Source organism: Variovorax sp. CCNWLW235, assembly GCF_037204085.1.
In the GTDB taxonomy this organism is placed as follows: domain Bacteria; phylum Pseudomonadota; class Gammaproteobacteria; order Burkholderiales; family Burkholderiaceae_C; genus Variovorax.
In genome coordinates, this window is the sequence record NZ_JBBCBW010000004.1 from 69,947 (window position 1) to 91,232 (window position 21,286).

14 protein-coding genes are annotated in these 21,286 nt (G+C 66.9%); 3 read left to right on the plus strand and 11 right to left on the minus strand.

Features of this window, described 5'->3' with window-relative positions; genetic code table 11:
* The 9 genes from V9L21_RS06605 to V9L21_RS06645 form a co-directional block, all read right to left on the minus strand.
* Positions 1-921, minus strand: coding sequence for a branched-chain amino acid ABC transporter permease (locus V9L21_RS06605; protein ID WP_258503584.1), 921 nt, complete (start codon positions 919-921; stop codon positions 1-3).
* Positions 918-2,123, minus strand: coding sequence for an ABC transporter substrate-binding protein (locus tag V9L21_RS06610; RefSeq protein ID WP_337310231.1), 1,206 nt, complete (start codon positions 2,121-2,123; stop codon positions 918-920). Before V9L21_RS06610 ends, V9L21_RS06605 begins: the two co-directional genes overlap by 4 nt.
* A gap of 171 nt (positions 2,124-2,294) precedes the next feature.
* Positions 2,295-2,534, minus strand: coding sequence for a F0F1 ATP synthase subunit C (atpE, locus tag V9L21_RS06615; protein ID WP_157611649.1), 240 nt, complete (start codon positions 2,532-2,534; stop codon positions 2,295-2,297).
* 149 nt (positions 2,535-2,683) lie between these two features.
* Positions 2,684-7,405, minus strand: a complete 4,722-nt coding sequence (locus tag V9L21_RS06620; protein ID WP_337310233.1) for a LamG-like jellyroll fold domain-containing protein — start codon at positions 7,403-7,405, stop codon at positions 2,684-2,686.
* A gap of 150 nt (positions 7,406-7,555) precedes the next feature.
* On the minus strand, positions 7,556-8,407 hold the full coding sequence (locus V9L21_RS06625) for a class I fructose-bisphosphate aldolase (RefSeq protein WP_126747758.1): 852 nt from the start codon (positions 8,405-8,407) through the stop codon (positions 7,556-7,558).
* A 41-nt stretch (positions 8,408-8,448) separates the two neighbouring features.
* Positions 8,449-9,441, minus strand: a complete 993-nt coding sequence (locus tag V9L21_RS06630; RefSeq protein ID WP_337310236.1) for an aldo/keto reductase — start codon at positions 9,439-9,441, stop codon at positions 8,449-8,451.
* On the minus strand, positions 9,438-10,454 hold the full coding sequence (locus V9L21_RS06635; protein WP_337310238.1) for an ABC transporter permease: 1,017 nt from the start codon (positions 10,452-10,454) through the stop codon (positions 9,438-9,440). The genes V9L21_RS06630 and V9L21_RS06635 overlap by 4 nt, the downstream gene beginning before the upstream one ends.
* Positions 10,451-11,962 (minus strand): sugar ABC transporter ATP-binding protein, encoded by a 1,512-nt coding sequence (locus V9L21_RS06640; RefSeq protein ID WP_337310240.1) that lies wholly within the window; start codon positions 11,960-11,962, stop codon positions 10,451-10,453. Before V9L21_RS06640 ends, V9L21_RS06635 begins: the two co-directional genes overlap by 4 nt.
* A 61-nt stretch (positions 11,963-12,023) precedes the next feature.
* Positions 12,024-13,064, minus strand: a complete 1,041-nt coding sequence (locus V9L21_RS06645) for a substrate-binding domain-containing protein (RefSeq protein WP_126747754.1) — start codon at positions 13,062-13,064, stop codon at positions 12,024-12,026.
* A gap of 180 nt (positions 13,065-13,244) precedes the next feature.
* Between V9L21_RS06645 and V9L21_RS06650 the strand changes: the two genes are divergently transcribed.
* From V9L21_RS06650 to V9L21_RS06660, 3 genes are read left to right on the plus strand one after another with little or no spacing between them, the layout of a single operon-like run.
* On the plus strand, positions 13,245-14,732 hold the full coding sequence (locus V9L21_RS06650; protein ID WP_337310242.1) for an FGGY family carbohydrate kinase: 1,488 nt from the start codon (positions 13,245-13,247) through the stop codon (positions 14,730-14,732).
* On the plus strand, positions 14,729-16,492 hold the full coding sequence (locus V9L21_RS06655) for a glycerol-3-phosphate dehydrogenase/oxidase (protein ID WP_337310244.1): 1,764 nt from the start codon (positions 14,729-14,731) through the stop codon (positions 16,490-16,492). The genes V9L21_RS06650 and V9L21_RS06655 overlap by 4 nt, the downstream gene beginning before the upstream one ends.
* Positions 16,493-16,512: 20 nt before the next feature.
* A complete protein-coding gene (locus V9L21_RS06660) occupies positions 16,513-17,250 on the plus strand; it encodes a GntR family transcriptional regulator (RefSeq protein WP_443304515.1) in 738 nt (245 codons plus the stop codon).
* A 10-nt stretch (positions 17,251-17,260) separates the two neighbouring features.
* Here V9L21_RS06660 and V9L21_RS06665 read toward each other — a convergent pair whose 3' ends face one another.
* Positions 17,261-18,154 carry a DMT family transporter gene (locus tag V9L21_RS06665; RefSeq protein ID WP_337310248.1) on the minus strand — a complete coding sequence of 298 codons (894 nt, stop codon included), beginning with the start codon at positions 18,152-18,154 and terminating at the stop codon, positions 17,261-17,263.
* Positions 18,155-18,204: 50 nt separating this feature from the next.
* Positions 18,205-21,285: an excinuclease ABC subunit UvrA gene (uvrA, locus tag V9L21_RS06670; protein WP_337310250.1), complete on the minus strand. Its 3,081-nt coding sequence runs from the start codon at positions 21,283-21,285 to the stop codon at positions 18,205-18,207.
* Position 21,286 lies beyond the last annotated feature (1 nt).

Consider the following 21,286-nt stretch of genomic DNA (forward strand, 5'->3'; position numbering starts at 1 on the left):
TCACGACCGCGCCGAGAAAAGGCCGGAGGGCCGGAAGATGAGGACGACCACCATCAGCGCGTACATCGCGACTTCGGCGAACAGCGGCCCCAGGTCGGCCGCGGTGGCTGGCGGCAGCGTGGCGCGCAGAAGCATCGGCACGAAGGCGCGGCCGATGGTGTCGACCACGCCCACCAGCAATGCGGCCACGAAGGCGCCGCGCACCGAGCCGATGCCGCCGATCACCAGCACCACCAGCGCCGGAATCAGGATGGCTTCGCCCATGCCCACCTGCACCGCGACGATGGGGCCCATCAGCGCGCCGGCCAGTGCAGCCAACGCCGCGCCGAGCAGGAACACGCCGTTGAAGATGCGGCCCACGCGCACGCCCATCAACTCGGCCATCGGCCGGTCGGAAGCGCCCGCGCGCACCCGCATGCCGATGCGCGTGTGGTTGACCAGCAGATAGAGCGCGAGCGCCACCAGCAGCCCGCCGGCCAGGATCACGAGGCGATACGCGGGGTAGGGCAGGCCGTCTACCAGCTCGATCGGCCCCGACAGCGCGGCCGGCGTCGGTGCCATCACGGGAGACGGCCCCCACGCCATCTTGACGATGTCGTCCGCCACCAGGATCACGCCGAAGGTCGCGAGCACTTGCGCCAGGTGGTCGCGTGTGTAGAGGCGCCGCATCAGCAGCACTTCGAGCAGCAGCGCCACCACCACCGTCACCGCCACCGCAATGACGATGGCCGCGGTGAACGAACCGGTGCGCGTGTGCGCCTCTGCCGCCACATACGCGCCCGACATGAAGAGCGAGCCGTGCGCCAGGTTCAGCACGTCCATGATGCCGAACACCAGCGTGAGCCCCGCCGCCAGCAGGAACAGCATCAGCCCATAGCCGAGGCCATTGAGCAGCTGCTCGAGAACAAGAATGCCGCTCACTTGAGGGGGCACTTGTCGGCGTACGAGTCGCCGTAGTTCGTGAGAACGGTGTTGATCAGCTTGTTCGTGATCTTGCCCTGTGCATCCTTGCCGATCACGCGCAGATAGAAGTTCTCGATCGGAAAGTGATTGTTCGCATATTTGAAGTTGCCGCGCGTCGAGGCGTAGTTGGCCTTCTTCAGTGCGGCCACCACGGCTTCGCGGTTCTGCGCGTTGCCGCCGGCCTGCTTCACGGCGGCGTCCATTGCAAGAATGGCGTCATACGCCTGCGCCGCATACACCGACGGATAGCGGCCGTTGTATTCCTTGCGGAAGGCGGCCACGAAGGCCTTGTTGGCCGCGTTGTCCAGGTCGTGCGCCCAGTGCGAGGTGTTGAACAGGCCGAGCATCGGTTCGCCCACGGCGCCGATCACATCTTCGTCGGCCGAGAAGCCGCTGGTCACGAGCGTGATGTCCTTCGAAAGGCCCGCGCCCACGAACTGCTTGATGAAGTTGATGCCCATTGCGCCGGGCAGGAAGAAGTAGATGGAGTCGGGCTTGGCCGCGCGCAGCTGCGCGAGCTCGGCCGCGTAGTCGATCTGGCCGAGCTTGGTGTAGAGCTCGTCGGCCACCTGGCCCTTGAACTGGCGCTTGAAGCCGCCGAGTGCGTCCTTGCCGGCGGGATAGTTCGGCGCAATCAGCACCGTCTTCTTGAAGCCGCGGTCCTGCGCGAACTTGCCGGCAGCCTCATGGAACTGGTCGTTCTGGTAGGCGGTGCCGAAGAAGAACGCATTGCACTGGGCGCCCGCAAACTGGCTCGGGCCGGCATTGGCCGAAAGGTACGGCACCTTGGCGTTGAACAGCGTCGGGCCGACGGCCAGCGCCACGTTCGAGCCGATGGGACCGCTGAAAATATCGATCTTGTCGCGCTGGACCATGCGGTCGACCAGCTGCTTGGCCTGGTCGGGGCTGCCGGCCATGTCGGCCTGCACAAACTCCACGTCTTGTCCGCCGAGCTTGCCGCCCAGTTGCTTGATGCCGAGCGCAAAGCCGTCGCGCGCCTCGGCGCCCAACGCCGCAAAGGGGCCCGAAATGTCGAGTGCCAGGCCCACCTTGACGGGCGCGGCCATGGCGGAGGCCGCACCGCCAAGGGCTGCACCGCAGAGCAGCAACGAAAGCAGGGTGCGCGGCAGCGCGGGCAACTTCGGGGACGGGTGGCTCATGGGTTCTCCGGGCAAAGGAAGGGTGAAACGATGCACCGGCACCGCGCCATGCGGTGCCAGGAACATCGAACCGTTGATAGCTAAATACTTTAACCATAAACAATTCGGTGTCAACGGTGCTAGCACGAATGGTGCCAGTGAATCGTGTCACTTCCTGGTGCGCGGCTCGCCTCAGCCGAAGGGGCTGGCCGTGGCAAACCACAGGCCGATGCCGGTTGCAATGATGAACGCGCCGTCGGTCACGCCCGCCACCAGAAAGAACTTGGTCTGCAGCGCGTCGATCATCTCGGGCTGGCGCGCACTGCTTTCGAGAAACTTCTGGCCGACGAGCGCAATGCCCAGGCAGGAACCGAGCGCCGCGATGCCGATCAGCAGGGCCACTGCAAGCGGAAGAATGTTGAAGCCGGTCATGGTGTTTTCTCCTGGTTGGTTGATCGATGGAGGTACTTTCTCAAAGCGGGTGCGTGCGGTCCATGACGCCGGAGGTCATCGGCAAAGCGAAAAAAAGCCGGCCGCGAAAGGCGGCCGGCTTTTCAGGGGAGCGTCAGCGCGTCAGGGCGTCAGGGGAGTTGGGTCCAGTTCTGGTTCGTGCCGCCGTTGCAGGTCCAGGTGATGAGCGCGGTGTCCTGCGCCGTCGCGCCGCCCGGCACGTCCAGGCACGAGCCCGAGGCGCGGTTGCGGATGCTTCCGCCCACCAGGCTCCACTGCGCCGTGTTGCCGGCCGAGCAGGCCACCTGCACCACGGGCGCATTGGTGGTCGCCGTGCCGTTCTGCGCCAGGCACAGCCCGCTGTGCTCGGCCACGAACTGCACGTAGCCGCCGGTGACGCTGTTCACCGTGAACTTCTCGTTGGCCGCGTTGCCGCAGGGCCACTGCACAGCCGTGGTGCCGCTGGTAGTGAGCGCTCCCTTGATGTTCACGCACATCGTGGGGTTCAGGTCCGAGCGCAGGCGCGTGACCACGGCCGGGGCCGTGTCCAGCGATCGCACGTACTCGCGCAGCGCCACCACATCCGTTGCCGGCAAGCTCGACGCGTTGCCGTGGCCGCCGCTCAGCACGTCCTGCAAGGTGGCCGCCTGCCCGTTGTGGAAGAAAGCCGTGGTGTTCCAGGTGCCCGAGAGCGTGGGCGTGTCGAACCCCAGGCCTGCCAGCGGCTGGTTGATGCCCTTGCCGGAGGAAAGCTGGATCGTGCCCACGTCATGCCTGAGCCCGTCGCGGAAGGTGCCGCCGGTGTGGCAGGTGGCGCACTGCGCCGTGTTGAACACGGTCTGGCCCCGCACCGCCTCCACGCTCAGGCTGCCGTCCGCCGCGCGCGCCGGGCTGCGCATGTACTTGTTCAGCGAACTCAGGTAGGCCGCAAGGTCGTCCAGCTGCGCGTTCTTGCCGGCCTTGGGCGTGCCCAACGGATCGGACGTGGCCGCGAAGTCGGCATTGCTCAGGAAGCCCGTTCCGCCGAACTCGTTGCGGATGTCGTTCTCGAAATCCTGCACCTCGTCGAAGTTGGCGGTCCAGTGCATCTTGCCGTGGCCCGCGCCGCGCTTGCCCATGAGGCTGATGGTGCGTCGGAGGCCTTCGCCGCGCTGCGTGAAGTCCCACACCATGCCGTCGTCGCCGCCATCGGCATGGCAGCTCGCGCACGAGATGTAGTTGTCCTTGCTCATGCGCCGGTCGGAGGCGTTGTAGAACACCTGCTTGCCGCGCAAGGCCGCGGCCGCCATCGGCTCCTGCGCCACGGTCGACACGTTCTGCAGGAAGGTTGCGGCATTGGTCTCCGAGCTCAGCACCAGGGCCACGTCGTGCACCGACACCGAGCGCGCCAGGAAGTTGTTGACGAACAGCCGCTTGCGTGCCGCGTCCAGGTACAGGCCGTGCGGCGCGCTGCTGGCGTTGATCTCGCCGCGAACCGCGCGGCTGTAGGGGTCGACGATGGCCACGCGGTTGCCTTCCATCTGCGCCACGAACAGGTAGTCGCCCGATGGAGAGAACAGCGCGGCGCGCGCGGGTGCGCGGTCGTCGAAGTCGATCTGCTCGTCGAACACTTCCGCGGCGCTCTGCAAGTTGACCTGCGAGAGGATGGAGCGCACCGTCTGGTCGTGCAGCAGGTTGTTGCCGTCCCTGAACTTGCCGCGCACGATGTTGTCCTTCTTCGAAGGCAGCACCGCGCGTCGGCCGTCGGGCGAGATCACCACCTGGCTCAGGTAGTTGGCCACGCCGCGCGCACGGCTCTCGGTGTCCACCGTGGTGGTGTCCACCGGCAGCGCGATGGCGGTCATGGCGCTCATGCTCTGCAGGTTCACCTTGTGCAGCTGGCCGCCGGTCATCTTCGACTTGAAGCGCGTGACATACGCCACCTGTGCGTCCGAACTCACCGCGATGCCGCGCAGGCTGCCTTCGAGCGCAACCGCGCCGGTGGTGGCGCCGTTGCTCGGGTCGAAGCTCATCAGCACCGACTTGCTCTCCAGCGTCAGCAGGCCCTTCGTGCCGTCGGGCGTGAAGGCCACGCCGTAGGGGCCGCTGCCGTAGGCCAGCGGCACGGTGGCCGCGAGGCTGCCGTCGGCCGCGCTGAGCGCCACCAGCTTGTCCTCGCCCTGCACCGTGACCCAGATGCGCCCATCGGGGCCCACGGCCAGCGTCTTCGGCTCGTCGCCCACGCGCACTTCCCAGCGCTTGGCCAGGGTCTGCGCGTCGATGGCGGCGACCGTTCCGCTGTCGGGGTTGACCGAGTAGACCGAATTCGCATCGCCCGCGATGTTGGTGGTGTGCGTGGGCGCCCGCGCCGTGACCGGGACGATCACCGTGAGGTTGTAGGTGTAGAAGGTCTCGCGTCCGCTCGCGTCGCGCACCGTCAGCGTCACGGTGTAGTGGCCCGGCCGCGTGTAGGTGTAGGTGTAGCGCGGCTGGGTGGAGTAGGCCGTCTGCGTGCCGTCGCCGAAGTTCCAGCGGAACTGCGCACCGCTGCTGCCGAGCGTGGCGGGGTCGAACACCAACTGGCCGTTGACGATCTTCGGCCCGCCGCCGATGCCCGGGTCGCCGATGACGGCCTGGCCGCGCAGCGTGGTCACCTCGCTGTCGGTGAGCACGCGGCTGTACACGCGCACCTCCGCCAGCGTGCCCTTGAACAGATCGGTGTTGCCCTGGATCTGGCCCATGACCTGGAACTTGTTCGCGAGCCCCTTGGTGCCGGTGAGGCCGGTGGAGGTGGTCTTCACGCCGTCCACGTACATGGTCTGCGCGCCCGATGCCGCGTCGCGGGTCATCACCACGTGATGCCAGTTGCCGTCGTTCACGGCCGCCTGCGAGCGGGTGCCGGGGTTGTTGGTGGCCTTGTTGGCCACCGAGAGGTTCATGAAGCCGCTGCCGTCGATCCAGCCCCAGAACACGTCGTCCGCACCGCTGGCCTGGTCGCGCCCGAAGATGCCGGGCGCGGTCCACGGGTTGGCACTGCCGGCCTGCGTGGTCTTCATGTAGAAGCTCAGCGAGGCGGTGCCGCCGAGCACGGTGGCCACGGTGTCGTTCTTCAGCGGCACGCCGGCGGTGCGCGCCGCAAAGTTCATGCCGATGCTCTCGAACGCATCGCCCGAGGCCGGCGTGCCGTTGTTGCTGCCGATCTGGTCGGAGAGGTTGCCGGCCAGCGTCCAGTAGTGCTGCAGGTTGATGTCGGTCGCGTTGCCGGTGTTGAAGACCGACTTGAAGTCGACGCCGATGGCGTTGCCCGCATAGTCCTTCACGCCATTGGCGGGCAGGAACACCTCGTAGCTGGTGCCCGGTTGCAGCGGCTGCTCGGGGTGGAAGTTGATGATGCCAAGCTGCACGCTGTAGGTGCCCGCGAGCGTGTTGCCGCCCACCGCGCGCACGACGAAGGTGTTGGCGTTGACGCTCTCGGGGCGGATGCTGTCGGTCATGCCGACGCCGATGCGCGAGGTGAGCGCCTGCTGCTTCGCGCCGTTGGCCGGCGACACCTGTTTCACTTCAGGCTTGGTGATGTCGGGGTCCACCGCATGCACGATGAAGCCGCTGCCCGAGCCGTGGTCGTTGCCCACGAAGACGAGGTTGCCGAACATCGCGACCTGGCCGTTGTCCGAATGCGAGAAGTTCGGGTCGTCCTCGCGAAGGATGCTGCCGCGGCCCACCTCCACGTGGTTCAGCGGGTTGCTCACGTCGACCTTGTGGATGCGCGTCTGCGCGCCCTGGATGACGTAGTTGTCCTGCGTGGCGCAGTACAGCTGCTCGTCGATGACCAGCCGGTTGTCCTCGGCCACGAAGCGCGAGCGGTCGCCCAGGTCGTAGCTGTACATCTTGGCGCCGCCGCCGCGCGTCGAGACGTGCAGGCTCTTGCCGTCGAAACAGGTGGCGTAGTAGAACGGCGTGGTGCCCACGATGGAATCGAGCACCTTGGGGTTGAGCGGGTCGGAAATGTCCAGGCTCGCGAACCCGCCGTTGCTTTCCATCGCCGTCAGCACCATGTGGTTGCCCATGGTGAAAATCGGGCCGATCCGGAAGTTGCCGAGTTCGCCCGTGGGCACCGGGTTGGGCTTGCCGGCGCCGCGGTTCGCAACCACGGCGTTCGCGGGGTCGGTGGCGTCGACGATGAACATGCCGCGGCCCGCCGAGGCCACGTACAGGTAGGGCGCCTGCCACCAGAGCTGCCAGGCGACGTTCTCATAGTCGCCGGAGTTGACGCCGGGCAGCGCCAGCTTCTTCACCTGCTTGATGTCATTGATGTCGGTGAAGTCCCAGAACTCCACACCGTTGATGCTGGGCAGCACCACGTAGGTCTTGCCGCCGATCTTCGCGGTGCCGAAGGAATGCGTTTCGCGGAACTCCTTGGTGCGGGCCTCGGGCTCGTAGATCTTCTTGACCAGCTGGATCTGGCGCGGATTCGACACGTCGTACAGCAGGAAGCCGCCCGGGCCGAGGCCGCTGTCCGGCGCGAACGAGGTGAGGAAGTAGCCGTTGATCATGATGCCCGCGTTCATGCCGTAGTCCTTGCGGCCCGGGTACGTGGCGGGCACCTCGCGCGATTCGTAGGCGCTGCTGTGCGCCGGATCGAGCGGGTGGTTGGGGCTGGTGATCACCGACACCGGCTTGAACAGCTCGGCCGACGTGTAGGTGAGATTGCCGAGGCCCGGCCCCTGCAGCGGGAGCGGATCGGCCATGGCTTCGGCGACGGCCGTCGCCATGTTGTCGAGGGTGGTCATCGGGTTGACCCCGGTGATGGCCGCATGCGTCAGCAATGTGACGAGCGGGGCCAGGAACGCCATCAAGAAATACCGGATCTTCATCGTCGCCTCCAGATTGTTAGAAGTTCGCAGGGCAACCCGTTGCTCGACCCCTCTCCAGTGCGCGCGCAGGACGCACCCCGGCAGGCGACGGGTGCATCGCCTGCCGTGCTGATTTCTTCTTGGTTCTTGCGCCGGCGCTCGCTCTTTGTCTTACTTGGCGCCGCCCGACTCGTAGAGAGCCCAGGCCTCCTTGGCGCTCGCGCCGCGGTGGATCATGGCCATCAGCGCGCTCACCACCGCGGAGGGGTTGGCGTGCTGGTACACATTGCGCCCGTACACCATGCCGACGGCGCCCTGATCCAGCAGTGCGCGCGAGCGCGCGAACACCTGCTGCAGGTCTTCGCGGCCGCCGCCGCGCACGAGCACAGGGCAGCGCGCCGCCTGCACCACGCGATGGAAGTCGGCAGGGTCGCTGGTCGGGTCGGCCTTGACGATGTCGGCACCCATCTCGCGCGCAAGGCGCACCAGCGTGACGATCTTCTCGGCGTCGCCATCGACCTGGTAGCGGCTGCCCGGCGTGGGCGACTGCATCACCAGCGGCTCGATCATCAGCGGCATGCCGTAGCGGTCGCAGTCGGCGCGCACGCGTGCGATGTTCTGCACGCACTGGCGAAACAGGTCGGGCTCGTTCGGCAGCATGAAGAGGTTGACCACCACGCAGGCCGCATCGCGCTGCACAGCCGGCAGCACCGGGTCATGCTCGTTCTGCAGCTGGGCCCACATCACGCGGTGCAACGTGGCGTTGTAGGGGTTGCCCATGTCGATGCGCATCACCAGTGCGGGCTTGTTGCGGCCCGGGCGGTCCTGCAGCAGGTCGGATTGGCCGTAGTTGAGCTGGATCGCGTCGGGCCCGGCGGCCAGGAGCTTGTCCATGACCTGGGGCATGTCTTCCAGGCCGTCGAGGAACGAGGGCTCGTTGCACACGCCGTGGTCCAGGGCAATGTCCAGGCATCGACCGTTGGTCAGCAGCCGGTTGAGCCGCGCTGTCTTGTCTTTCGACATGGAAAGAACTCCTTGTGGGGGTCGGAAAAAGAAGGGAAAGGTCAGGCGAGCGCGCCCAGGTGGCGCTTCGCCGCGGCGTCGATGAGCCGCAGGGCGTCGTCGCCCAGCTCGACCGCGCCGGCGCCGGCGTTCTCGATGGCCTGCTGGCGCACGCGCGCACCGCACAGCGCGACGGCCACGGTGCCTCGCGCGACGGTCCACGCGATCATCATCTGGCCGAACGAGCAGCCGAGCCTTGCACGCGCGGGCTCGAGTTCTTCGAAGAATGCCTTGAGCTTCGAACGGTTGGCTTCGCTGAAGCGCGGATTGCTTGCACGCTGGTCGTCGCCCTTGAACTCGCGCGCCGGATCGATCGGGCCGGCAAGCAGGCCGAGCGCGAGCGACGAATAGCCCAGCACCGCCACGTTGTGCTCGCTGCACAAGGGTGCGAGCGTGGTTTCGATCTCGCGGTCGATCAGGCTGTAACGCTCCTGCGCCGCATCGACCGGGCCATGGCGCAGGTACTCGGCAAGCGTCTCGGGGCTCACGTTGCTCACGCCGATGGCGCGGATCTTTCCCTGCTTCTTGAGCTCGAGCAGCGCGTCCATGGTCTCGGCCACGGGCGTGGTGCTGTCCTGCCAGTGCGTGATGTACAGGTCGATGTAGTCGGTCTGCAGGCGCTTCAGGCTCTCTTCGCATTCATGGAAGATCGATTCGCGACCGAGGAAGCGATACACCGGGTGGCCGTCTTCCTCGAAGAAGTGTGTGCCCTGCTGGGTGTGCCAGACCAAACCGCACTTGGTCGCAATGACGGCTTCGTGGCGGCGCCCCTTGAGCGCGGTGCCCACGATGCTTTCCGAGCGCCCGAGCCCGTAGGCCGGTGCGGTGTCGATCAGGTTCACGCCCGCATCCAGCGAAGCCTGGATGGCCACCATGGCCGCCGCGTTGTCGCCGCCGCCCCACATCCATCCGCCCATGGCCCAGGTGCCCAGGCCGATGGCCGAGCATTCGATGCCCGACGGGCCCAGCGTGGTCTGCTTCATTTCGCTCTTCATCTGGTCTTCTTTCTCGTGTTCAACAGGTGGTCGATGGTCACGGCCGCGAGCAGGATCAGGCCCTTGATCACGTCTTGCCAGTAAGGCGAAACATCCAGCAGGATCAGCGAGCTGGTCACCACCGACAGCAGCGCCAAGCCCAGCACCGCGCCCAGCACCGTGCCGGAGCCGCCCTTGAGGCTGGCCCCGCCGATCACCGCGGCGGCGATCACGTTGAGCTCCATGCCCACGCCGAAGGTGGGCGTGGCCGCGCCGAAGCGCGCCGTGTAGATCACGCCCGCAAGGCCCGCCGAAGCAGCGCACAGCACCGTGACCCAGAACTTCACGCGCCCCACGCGAATGCCCGAATACAGCGCCGCCTTCTCGTTGCTGCCGGTGTAGAACACGCGGCGCAGCAGGGTCGAACGGCGCAGCACGAAGTCGCTCACGACGACGATGGCAATGAAGATCAGGATGACCGCGGGAACTCCGAACAGCGTGCCCTGCCCGATGAACTTGAATTCGGCCGGCAGCGAGAACAGCGACTGCGGCGTGCCCTGCGTGAGCGCAAGGCACAGCCCGCGCACGATGACCATGAAGGCCAGCGATGCGATGAAGTGGTTGAGCCCGATGCGCGTGACGCAGCCGCCGATCATCGCGCCGATGAGCCCGCTTGCGCCGATGGCCACCAGGCTCGCGAGCCAAGGGTCCACGCCCATCAGGAAGAGCTTGCCCGTGACCACCATCGCAAAGCAGACCACCGAGCCCACCGAAAGATCGATGCCCCCGACGATCAGCAAAATGGTCATGCCGACCACCACGATGCCTTCGATGGAAAACGACAGCAGCATCGCGCGCACGTTCTCCCAGGTAAGGAAGTAGGGCGACGCAAAGCTCATTGCCACGCACAGCACCGCAATGATCAGCAGCAGGCCCATCTCGCGCATGCTGGTGAGCTTGTTGGTGGGTTTTGCGGGCCCGCCCCCTGACTGCCTGGGTGCGATGCCCGAATCGAGTTGTGCCGGGTAGTTCATGCCATCTCCTGTTCGCAGAGTCCGGAGGCGAGCCGCAGCAGGGCTTCCTCCGTCATTTCGTTGGAATTCAATTCGCCGGCCAATCGACCGTCGCGGATCACCAGCGCCCGGTCGCACAGGCCGATGATCTCGGGCAGCTCGGAAGAAATCACGATCACGCCCACACCCTGGTTCGCGAGCTCGCGCAGGATGTGGTGAATCTCGGATTTCGCGCCCACGTCCACGCCGCGCGTGGGCTCGTCCATCAGCAGCACCGACGGGTTGGTGGCCAGCAGCTTGGCAATGGCCACCTTCTGCTGGTTGCCGCCCGAAAGGCTCGACACCTCGATGGCCACGCCGTCCGACTTGAGGTTGAGCTTGGCGCCCAGCTCGCGTGCCAGGCGGTGTTCGGCCGAACGCTGCAAGAGGCCCCAGGCGGAGCTCACGCGCCGCAGCGCCATCGAGGAGATGTTCTGCGCAATCGGCAGGTCGAGGTACACGCCCGCCGCCTTGCGGTCTTCGCTGAGGTAGGCAATGCCTTCGCGCAGCGCGTCGCTGTACTTGCGGATTGCAAGCGCCTTGCCGTTCAGGCGCACCGTGCCTTGCGTGGCGGCGCGCAGGCCGCACAGCGTTTCGGCCAGTTCGCTGCGGCCGGCGCCCATCAGGCCTGCAATGCCGAGGATCTCGCCGCGCTTCAGTGCAAACGAAATGCCGTGTACGCGCTCACCGTCGCCGATGTTGGCCACCTCCAGTACGGGGCCTGAGGGCTCGACGCCGGCTTGCTTGGGCGGGTAGTAGTTGCCGAGCTCGCGGCCGACCATGCGGCGCACCAGCTCGTCGGCCGTCAGCCCGGCCAGCGGCCCGCAATGCACGTTGCGCCCGTCGCGCAGCACCGTGACGCGGTCGCAGTGCGTGAATATTTCAGCCATGCGGTGGCTGATGTAGATGATGCCGATGCCCTGCGCCTTCAGGTCGTGCAGCACACGAAAGAGCGCGGCCGATTCGTTGTCGGTGAGCGCGGCCGTGGGTTCGTCGAGGATCAGCACCTTGCAGTCGAGCGTGAGCGCCTTGGCAATCTCCACCAGCTGCTGGCTTGAAATGCTGAGTTCGCTTACCGGCGCGGCAGGGTCGATGTCTTGCCCGAGCCGCGCCAGCACTTCGGCGGCGCGCGCGTTCAGGCTGGCGTAGTTCATCCAGGCCTGCTTGCCCGCGTTGATCTCGGGCATGAAGATGTTCTCGGCCACGGTGGCGTCGCCGCACAGCGCGATCTCCTGGTGCACCAGGCCGATGCCCAGGCGCATGGCATGCGCCGGGCCGTCGATGGCCACCTTCTCGCCGTTGAGAACGATGTCGCCTTCGTCGGGGCGGTGAATGCCGTCGATGATGTTCATCAGCGTCGACTTGCCCGCGCCGTTTTCGCCGCACAGGGCGTGGATCTCGCCCGCGTGCAGCGAGAAGTCCACGCCCGAGAGCGCGCGCGAGGCGCCGAAGCGCTTGCTGATGCCGCGCAGTTCGAGCAACGTGGTCACTCGGCAACCTCCGCGCCATGCGCTGCGGTGCGAGCTTGCTTGGGGCGGCCCGGCGCTGCGCTCATTCGCCGATTCCCTTGGTGCCGCGGCGAGCGAGGTATTTGTCCCAGTAGAAGTCGTCAGCATTGGCCTTGCTGACCACCGACAGGCCGTTGTCCAGGAACGGCACCGACATCGGGTTGGTGCCGTTGCGCTTGGCGTCGTTCATCGGGTCGATGAGCGAGGGGTTCTTGGCCAGGAACAGCATCATCATGCCCATGTAGCCCTGCATGCCCTGGTTGGGGTTGATGGCACCGAACACGTCGCCGGCCTTGATCATGTCGAGGATCTTGGCGTTCACGTCGCAGCACATCACGCGGATGTTCTTCTTCGATTCGATCTTGGCCTGAGCCGCGCCCAATGCCGAGTTGGCTTCGGGCATGAACAGCGCACCCAGGTTCGGGTTGGCCTGCGCCAGGCTCAGCACCGCCTGGTAGGCCTTGCTCGGGTCCTGGTTGCTGGCGGCGCGGCCCACCAGCTTCATGCCCGCGTGCTTGGTCTTCATGCGGTTGATGAAGGCCGCGATGCGGCGGTCGTGGTTGTCCTGGCCGGGGTTCTCGAGCACCGCGTACTCGCCCTTGCCGCCCAACGCTGCGGCAATCGCGTCGGCCGCCTGCGTGCCTTCGCGGTCGTTGTCCGAGGTGACGAACGATGCGCGCTTGGAGTTGGGCGAGTCGGCCGCGAAGGTCACGACCGGGATGCCCATGGCCACCGCCCGGTTGATCGGCTCGATGAACGGGTCGGGGTTCATCGGGTGCAGCAGGATGCCCGCGGGCTTGCGCGCCAGTTCCTGCTCGAACGAGGCCAGCTGCTTGTTCACGTCGTACTCGGGCGTGCCGGTGTAGCGCGTGCGCACGCCCAGCGTGCGGCCGAGCTGCTTCATCATTTCGTAGACCGGAAACCAGTATTCGACGCCCGACACCATCACGTTCATCACGTAGACGTCGCTGGCGTTGCCGCGCAAACCGGTGGCGGCGGCCGTGGGGGTGGACTGCGCAAATGCGCTGGTGCCGGCCAGGCCGATACCGGCGGCCGCAGCGGACTTCAGGAAATTTCGCCTCATCTTGTGTCTCCTCGCGTTGACTGGCAGAGCTTGCGACCTGCCTTTGGAGAGCAGATCTTTGGGACCTCGTTGTCACGACAGTTGTTATGACAGGTAGAATGTAATCGCGGGTTGTTTGCCGCGATAACTAGGGGAAACGCTACTGGCAAGCCGCTTTCAAGTCGCAGAAGCTGTTATGACATGAAGCCAAATATATTGATCGGCGTCGACATGGGCTCGAGCAGCCTGAAGGCGCTGGCCCTCGAAGCTGCGAGCGGCCGCACCGTTGCGTTGTCCCGCATGCCCCTGCCGCACGACCGGCTGGCCGGCGGCGGCTGCGAGGTGGGTGCTGCGGCGATACGCGCGGCACTGACGCACGTGCTGCGAGATGTCGCCCAGCAACTCGGCCCGCGCACGGCCGAGGTTCGCGCCATGGCCTGCACCGGCCACGGCGCCGGCCTCTATGCGCTCGATGCCGAGGGCCAGCTCGTCGGCGGGCGCGCCGTCGCCTCCACCGACCAGCGCGCCGATGCGCGAGCGCGCGCCCTGGCGGCAAGCCACGGTGCGCAGTTGTTCGAAGAGGTGGGCTGCAGCCCCTGGCCCGGGCAGCCGACGGTGATCGCCGCCGAGTTGCTGGGCACGGACGCCGTGCTGCGCGGCGAACTGCGCCGTTTGCTGTTCGCCAAGGACTACCTCGGCTTTCTGCTCACCGGCGAAATTGCCACCGATGCGAGCGATGCGAGCACCGCCGGGCTGGTGTCGCTCGCCACCGGCAGCTGGTCGCGGGCGGCCTTCGATGCATCGGGCATTGCGGAGCTTGGCGCACATGCCTTCGGCCCCGTCGTGCCGAGCGGCACTGTCATCGGAAAACTGTGGCCTTCGGAGGCGGCGCTGTGCGGGTTGCCGGCGGGCATTCCGGTGGCAATGGGCGCCATCGACCTGCTCGCCTCGATGACGGCGATTGGCGCGGAAGCGCGCGGCCGCGCGGTATCGGTGTTCGGCACCTGGTGCGTCAACGCCGTGGTCGGGCCGGTGCTGGAGCCCAGGCCCGCCGTCGCAGCCATCGTGAATTTCGGCCGCACCAACGAGCGGCTCTACATGGAGAACAGCCCCTCTTCGATGGCCAATATTGCCTGGCTGGCCGGCGTGCTCGCACTGCCCGATTCGCGCGCGGTGGTCGACTTGGCCATGACGGTGCCGCTGGGCGCCGGCGGCTTGCGCTTTCTTCCTTTCGTCAACGGCGGAGGCGGCGTGACCGCCGGCTTCGTGGGCCTCAAGAGCCATCACACACGCGCCGACATGGCGCGCGCCGTGGTCGATGCCGTTGCGGCCCTGCATGCGCGGCACACGGCGCGCCTTGCCGCGGCCGGCCTCGCGGTTGGCGAGACGACGGTGCTCGGCGGCGGCGCGGGCGATGCGCGCCTGGTGCGCCTGCTGGCGTCTTTTCTTGGCCGCCCGGTCGAGCGCTGCGCCGACGACGAGACCGGCGCGCGCGGCGCCGCAATCTACGCGGCCATGTCGCAAGGTCTCGACGACGCGCGCCAAGGCAGCCCATTGCTCGCGCCCTGCGAAGTGGTCGAACCCGATGCACGGGACGCCAGCGCTCATGCGGATTTCAACGCCGGTTTCAACGAACTGATCGACAGCATGTCACCTGTATTCACCCACATCTCGGGAAGCGAGAGATGAGCGCCTGGCAACTTCCCTTCGTACGCCCGGCCTCGCTGGCGGGGCGGCATTTCTCCACCGTGATCGTGGGCGCCGGCATCAACGGCGTCGGCGTGTTTCGCGACCTGTCGCTGCAGCGCGTCGATTGCCTCATTGTCGACAAGGGCGACTTCGGCGCCGGCGCCAGCAGCGCGCCTTCGCGCATGATCCACGGCGGCTTGCGTTACCTGGAGAGCGGCAGCTTCTCTCTGGTGGCCGAAGCCACGCGCGAGCGCAACCTGCTGCTGCGCAATGCGCCGCACCTGGTGCGGCCGCTCAAGACGGTGGTGCCACTTGCCAACTTCTTCGGCGGGCTGATGAGCAGCGCGCTCAAGTTCTTCGGCCGCACACCGCCGCAGCGCACCCGCGGGCTCCTGGCCGTGGCGCTGGGCCTGCGGCTCTATGACCTGCTGGGGCGCCGCCAGCGCGTGATGCCGGGGCACCGCATCAGCCGCGTGCCCTCGGCAGACCGCGGCCTGTTCCGTGCGGCCATCCGCTGGACCGCGACTTTTTTCGATGCGTGGATCAGCCATCCCGAATGGCTCATCCTCGAACTCATCGGCGATGCCTGCCGCGACCAGCCGCGCTCCGCGGCCGCGAACTACTGCCGCGTGATGGGCTGCGCGGGCAACATCCTCACGCTGCGCGACGAGATCACCGGCGAGCTGGTGCGCGTGACGGCCGATACCGTGGTGAACGCCACCGGCGCGTGGCTCGACCGCAGCGCGGCGGTGCTCGGCGGTGCCGGCCCGCGCGTGATGGGCACCAAGGGCTCGCACCTGGTGCTCGACCACCCGGCGCTGCGCGATGCACTCGACGGCCGCATGGCCTACTTCGAGGCGGTGGATGGGCGCGTGTGCATCGTCTACCCGTTTCTGGACCGCGTGCTGGTGGGCTCCACCGACATCCCGGTGGAAGACCCGGACCAGATCGTGACCGAGCCTGCCGAGGTCGACTACCTGATCGAAGTGCTGCGCGAGGTTTTTCCGAACATGGCCTTCGGCCGCGGCGACGTGGTCTACACCTACGTTGGCGTGCGACCGCTCGCGCGCTCCGATGCCGACAAGCCGGGCCAGATTTCGCGCGACCATTCGGTGGTGGTCGATCCGCCCAATGCAACGCGCGACATTGCCATCGTCGGCCTGGTCGGCGGCAAGTGGACCACCTTTCGCTCGTTGGCCGAAGAAGCCACCAACGAGGTGCTGCAGCTGCTGGGCCGCTCGCGCACCGCATCGACCGAGCTGCTGCCCATCGGCGGCGGTGCGGAACTGCCAACCGATGCAGCGGCGACCGACCGTTTCATCGAGAAGATGATGGCGGCCTCCGGCATGGGCCGCACGCGCGCGCTGAACCTGTTGGCGCGCTACGGCTCCAAGGCGCTGCCGCTGGCGCAGCGCCTTGCGGCGTCGGGCGATGTGCCGCTGCAACACGCTCCGGATTATTCGGCCGCCGAGCTGTCGTACCTGTGCCTTGAAACCGGCGTGGTGCACCTGGACGACCTGGTGATTCGCCGCACGCTGCTGGCCATTCGCGGCCTGGTCACCGACGCAGCCCTGGCCGAGATTGCGGGTGTTGCGGCCGAGGCGCTGGGCTGGGACGCCGTGCATGCCCATAACGAGCTGTGCGCCTGCGCCACGGCGCTGCGCGAGCGGCACAACGTACGCCTTCATGCCGTGCCGGCAGGCGAACAACCTTCTTTCGATGCATCATTGATGGCCAACCCAGTGCTTGGCCAAGCCTAAAAGTGAACAGTCCCAACGACATGTCGACCGTGCTCGACCGCAATTCCGAATCGCCGCTGTGGGCGCAGTTCCGCGACACCATTCGCCTGCAGATCCTGCAAGGCGTGCTGCCCATCGGCGCCAAGCTGCCCTCAGAGGCGGAGCTGGGCGAGCAGTTCGGCATTTCGCGCATCGTGGTGCGCGAGGCCTTGGCCGACCTGGTGCGCAACAACCTCATCTACAAGATCAAGGGGCGCGGCGCCTTTGTGTCGGCGCGCGAGCGCGACGAAGACTTTGTTTCCACCGTGCTGGGCTTCTCCGACGAGATGGAGCGCAAGGGCCGCTCGGTGCGCACGCAAATCCTCACGCAGGAACTGCGCGCGCCCACTGCGCAAGAGGCCGCGTCGCTGGGCCTGGCCGACGACACGCAGGTGGTGGCGCTCAAGCGCCTGCGCAGCGTGGACGGCGAACTGCGCCTGCTGGTCGAGACCGTGGTGCCGGCCGACCTGGCACCCGGGCTGCACCGTGCACGCCTGGAAGACCGGTCGCTGTACGACGTGCTGCGCCGGCAATACGGCCTGCGCCTGGTGCGCGCCGAGCGCTGGATCGATGCGGTGCTGCCCGATGCTGAAACCTGCAAGCTGCTCGACCTGCCGCAGCCCGAGCCGCTGCTGCGCATCGAGTCGATTGCCTACGGCGCCAACGGCCGGCCGCTGGAGCACTACCGCGCGCTGCACCGCTGCAAGACGAGCCGCCTGCACGTGCAGACGACGACCTGAGTCTTCCTCGTCAGCCCGTGGCGGCGGCGCTGCGCGAAGGCCAGAGCACCGAGGCAATGGCCACCATCATCAGCGCGACGGCCACCCAGTCCTGCCAGTGCACGACCTCGCCGAGCCACACCGCGCCGCTGAACACGCCCAGCACTGGAATGAACATCACGCTCAGCGTCGACGCCACCGGCGGAAGGCCGCGCGCCAGGTAGAACCACGCCGCGTGCGCAAAGCCGAAGATCAGCACCGCGTTGTAGAGAATCGAACCCCAGGTCACGGAGCCCGGCCAGCGCCACTGGTCGCGCTCGAAGAGCAGCGTGAGCACCGTCATCACGACGGCCGTCATCGCCGTCATCCAGAACGAGAGCGTGAGCGTGGGGAGCCCGATGCGCGTGTGCCGCAGCAACTGCGTGCCCAGCGCCCATGTTGCGGCGGCCGCCAGCGCGAGCGCGACGTAGCCGGGCCGCCCCGCAAAGTCGGTGAGCTCGTGCCAGAGCAGCAGGCCCACGCCCACCGCGCAGGCACCCACGCCGATCCACGCGCGCCGCGTGAGCACGGCAGAGAACAGCACGGCGCCGATCACCGCCGAGAACACCGGCATCGTGTAGCCGAGGATTGCCGCGCGCCCGCCCGAGAGCGCCTTCACCGCAAGAATAATGCAGGCATGCCAGACGAACATGTTGGTGGCGCCCAGCCACACCAGCTCGGGCCATGCGCTTCGCGGCACGCGAAAGGGCACCTTCATCCACACCAGCGCCAGGCCCAGCACCGGCAGCCCGAGCCAGATGGAGATGGCGCGGAACGCGAGCGGCGGATAGTCCGCCACGCCGAGCTTCATCACGGGCCAGTTGAGGCCCCATGCAAGGGTGAGGAGAACAAGCAGGACGAACTGGCGCGGCGTGAAGGAAGGCATGGGCCGCGATTGTGGCGCGGCTTGCGCATTCGTGCAGAACGCTCGCGCGGCTACAGCAGCCGCTTGAGGTAGCGCCCCGTGTGGCTGGCCTCATTGGCCGCGATGTCTTCAGGCGTGCCTTCGCCCACCACCGTGCCGCCGCCCGCGCCGCCCTCCGGGCCCATGTCGATGAGCCAGTCGGCCGTCTTGATGACGTCCAGGTTGTGCTCGATCACCACGATGGTGTTGCCCGCGTCGCGCAGTTGGTGCAGCACCTTCAGCAGCAGTTCGATGTCGGCAAAGTGCAGGCCGGTCGTCGGCTCGTCCAGGATGTAGAGCGTGCGGCCGGTGTCGCGCTTGCTGAGCTCCAGCGCAAGCTTCACGCGCTGCGCCTCGCCGCCCGAGAGCGTGGTGGCCGACTGGCCGAGCTTGATGTACGACAGGCCCACGTCGAGCAGCGTGCGCAGCTTGCGCTCGATGGTCGGCACGGCCTTCAAAAACTCGTGCGCCACCTCGACCGTCATCTCGAGGATCTGCGCGATGTTCTTGCCCTTGTACTGGACCTCGAGCGTCTCGCGGTTGTAGCGCTGGCCGTGGCACACCTCGCAGGGCACGTACACGTCAGGCAGAAAGTGCATCTCGACCTTCACCACGCCGTCGCCCTGGCAAGCTTCGCAGCGGCCGCCCGCCACGTTGAAGCTGAATCGGCCCGGGCCGTAGCCGCGTTCGCGCGCGGTGTTGGTCTCGGCCATCAGCTCGCGAATGGGCGTGAACAGGCCCGTGTAGGTGGCCGGGTTGCTGCGCGGCGTGCGGCCGATGGGCGATTGGTCGACGTTGATGACCTTGTCGAAATACTCGATGCCCTCGATCGATTCATGCGCGGCCGGCTCTTCGTGCGCGCGGTACAGCGTGCGCGCCACCGCGGTGTAGAGCGTGTCGTTCACCAGCGTCGACTTGCCCGAGCCCGAAACGCCTGTAACGCAGGTGAGCAGGCCGACCGGAAAGGCCACGCTCACGTTCTTCAGGTTGTTGCCGGTGGCACCGACCACGCGGATTTCCTGAAGGTCGGTCTGCGAGGCAAGGTGCGCCGCTTCGCGCGCCGCGCGCCGTTCGGCCGCGGGGCTCGGCGGAAAGCGCGAGGCCTTCTTGCCTTCGTTGAAGGCGGGTTTCTTCACGACAGGCAGCCAGGCGGTGCGGTGCTTGGGCACTTCGATCTTCTTCGTGCCCGAAAGGTACTGGCCGGTGAGCGAATCGGGGTTGGCCGACACCTCTGCATAGGTGCCCTGCGCCATCACGCGGCCGCCGTGCACGCCCGCACCGGGGCCCATGTCGATCACGTGGTCGGCGGCATGGATCATGTCTTCGTCGTGCTCGACCACGATCACGCTGTTGCCGATATCGCGCAGGTGCTTCAGCGTGCCGATAAGGCGATCGTTGTCGCGCTGGTGCAGGCCGATGCTGGGCTCGTCGAGCACGTACATCACGCCCGTAAGGCCGGAGCCGATTTGCGAGGCCAGGCGAATGCGCTGCGCCTCGCCGCCCGAAAGCGTCTCGGCGCTGCGGTCCAGGCTCAGGTAGTTCAGGCCCACGTCGTTCAGGAACTTGAGGCGCAGGCCGATCTCGCGCACCACCTTGTCGGCAATCTCGGCCTTGGCGCCGCGCAGCTTCAGGTTCTGGAACCAGGCGAACGAATCGCGCAGCGTGAGGTGGCTCAGTTCGAAGATCGCCATGCGCGGCGGCTCGCCACCGTCGGCCGGTCGATTGGCCTCGTCCACCAAAAACACATTGCGCGCCTCGGGCCTGAGGCGCGAGCCGCCGCAGTCGGGGCAGGGCTGCAGGTTGCGAAAGCGCGCAAGGTCTTCGCGCACCATCACCGAGTCGGTCTCGCGGTAGCGCCGCGTCATGTTCGGAATGATGCCCTCGAAGGGGTGCTTCTTCGTGAGCTTCTTGCCCGCGAAGTTGCCCGATTCCACGGTGTAGTTGAACTTGATCTCTTCGGCCGCCGAGCCGTGCAGCAGCACCTGCTGCACCGAGGCGGGCAAGGACTCAAAGGGCGCGTCGACGTCGAACTTGTAGTGCTTGGCGACGCTCTCGATCATGCTGAAGTAGTAGCTGTTGCGGCGGTCCCAACCCTTGATGGCGCCACTGGCCAGCGAGAGCGAAGGGAAGGCCACCACGCGCGCCGGGTCGAACACCTCGCGGTGGCCGAGGCCGTCGCAGCTCGGGCAGGCGCCTACGGGCGAATTGAACGAGAAAAGCCGCGGCTCCAGCTCCGACAGCGAGTAATGGCAGATGGGGCAGGCGAACTTGGCATTGAACAGGTGCTCCTTGTCGGGCGCTCCCTCGGCGCCCAGCTCCAGCGCAATGGCGCGGCCTTCTGCAAGGCGCAGCGCGGCCTCGAAACTCTCGGCCAGGCGCTGCTGCATGTCGGGGCGCGCGCGCAGCCGGTCGATAACCACGTCGATGTCGTGCTTCTCGGTCTTCTTGAGCTTGGGCAGGTCGTTGTATTCGTAGGTCTGCCCGTCGACGCGGAAGCGCACGTAGCCGGCGGCCTGCATCTCGGCGAAGAGTTCGAGGAACTCGCCTTTCTTCTCGCGCGCCACGGGCGCGAGGATCATCAGGCGCGGCTCATTGGGAATGGCGAGCGTGGCGTCGACCATTTGCGACACCGTCTGCGCCTGCAGCGGCAGGTGGTGCTCGGGGCAGTAGGGCGTGCCGGCGCGTGCATAGAGCAGGCGCAGGTAGTCGTGGATCTCGGTCACCGTGCCCACGGTGGAGCGCGGGTTGTGGCTGGTGGCCTTCTGCTCGATGCTGATGGCGGGCGAGAGGCCCTCGATCACGTCGACGTCGGGCTTGTCCATGAGCTGCAGAAACTGCCGCGCATAGGCCGAGAGGCTTTCCACGTAGCGCCGCTGCCCTTCGGCATACAGTGTGTCGAACGCCAGGCTCGACTTGCCCGAGCCCGACAGGCCGGTGATGACCACGAGCTTGTTGCGCGGAATGTCGAGGTCGACGTTTTTCAGGTTGTGGGTGCGCGCACCGCGGATGCTGATGCGCTGCTGCGCGAGTACGGCGCCCAGGTAGGCGTCGCGTTCCGGGTTGTCAGTGGCGGGGGATTTCAAGGGTTCGATCGTCCGAGGGCAACCGAGCATG

What these genes read in the sequence shown, in the direction of transcription:
- V9L21_RS06645 (WP_126747754.1), bottom strand. Translation starts at nt 13,064, where the DNA reads ATGAGGCGAAATTTCCTGAAGTCCGCTGCGGCCGCCGGTATCGGCCTG.
- V9L21_RS06620 (WP_337310233.1), bottom strand. Translation starts at nt 7,405, where the DNA reads ATGAAGATCCGGTATTTCTTGATGGCGTTCCTGGCCCCGCTCGTCACA.
- V9L21_RS06630 (WP_337310236.1), bottom strand. Translation starts at nt 9,441, where the DNA reads ATGAAGAGCGAAATGAAGCAGACCACGCTGGGCCCGTCGGGCATCGAA.
- V9L21_RS06625 (WP_126747758.1), bottom strand. Translation starts at nt 8,407, where the DNA reads ATGTCGAAAGACAAGACAGCGCGGCTCAACCGGCTGCTGACCAACGGT.
- V9L21_RS06660 (WP_443304515.1), top strand. Translation starts at nt 16,513, where the DNA reads ATGTCGACCGTGCTCGACCGCAATTCCGAATCGCCGCTGTGGGCGCAG.
- V9L21_RS06655 (WP_337310244.1), top strand. Translation starts at nt 14,729, where the DNA reads ATGAGCGCCTGGCAACTTCCCTTCGTACGCCCGGCCTCGCTGGCGGGG.
- uvrA (WP_337310250.1), bottom strand. Translation starts at nt 21,285, where the DNA reads ATGCTCGGTTGCCCTCGGACGATCGAACCCTTGAAATCCCCCGCCACT.
- V9L21_RS06665 (WP_337310248.1), bottom strand. Translation starts at nt 18,154, where the DNA reads ATGCCTTCCTTCACGCCGCGCCAGTTCGTCCTGCTTGTTCTCCTCACC.
- V9L21_RS06610 (WP_337310231.1), bottom strand. Translation starts at nt 2,123, where the DNA reads ATGAGCCACCCGTCCCCGAAGTTGCCCGCGCTGCCGCGCACCCTGCTT.
- V9L21_RS06635 (WP_337310238.1), bottom strand. Translation starts at nt 10,454, where the DNA reads ATGAACTACCCGGCACAACTCGATTCGGGCATCGCACCCAGGCAGTCA.
- atpE (WP_157611649.1), bottom strand. Translation starts at nt 2,534, where the DNA reads ATGACCGGCTTCAACATTCTTCCGCTTGCAGTGGCCCTGCTGATCGGC.
- V9L21_RS06650 (WP_337310242.1), top strand. Translation starts at nt 13,245, where the DNA reads ATGAAGCCAAATATATTGATCGGCGTCGACATGGGCTCGAGCAGCCTG.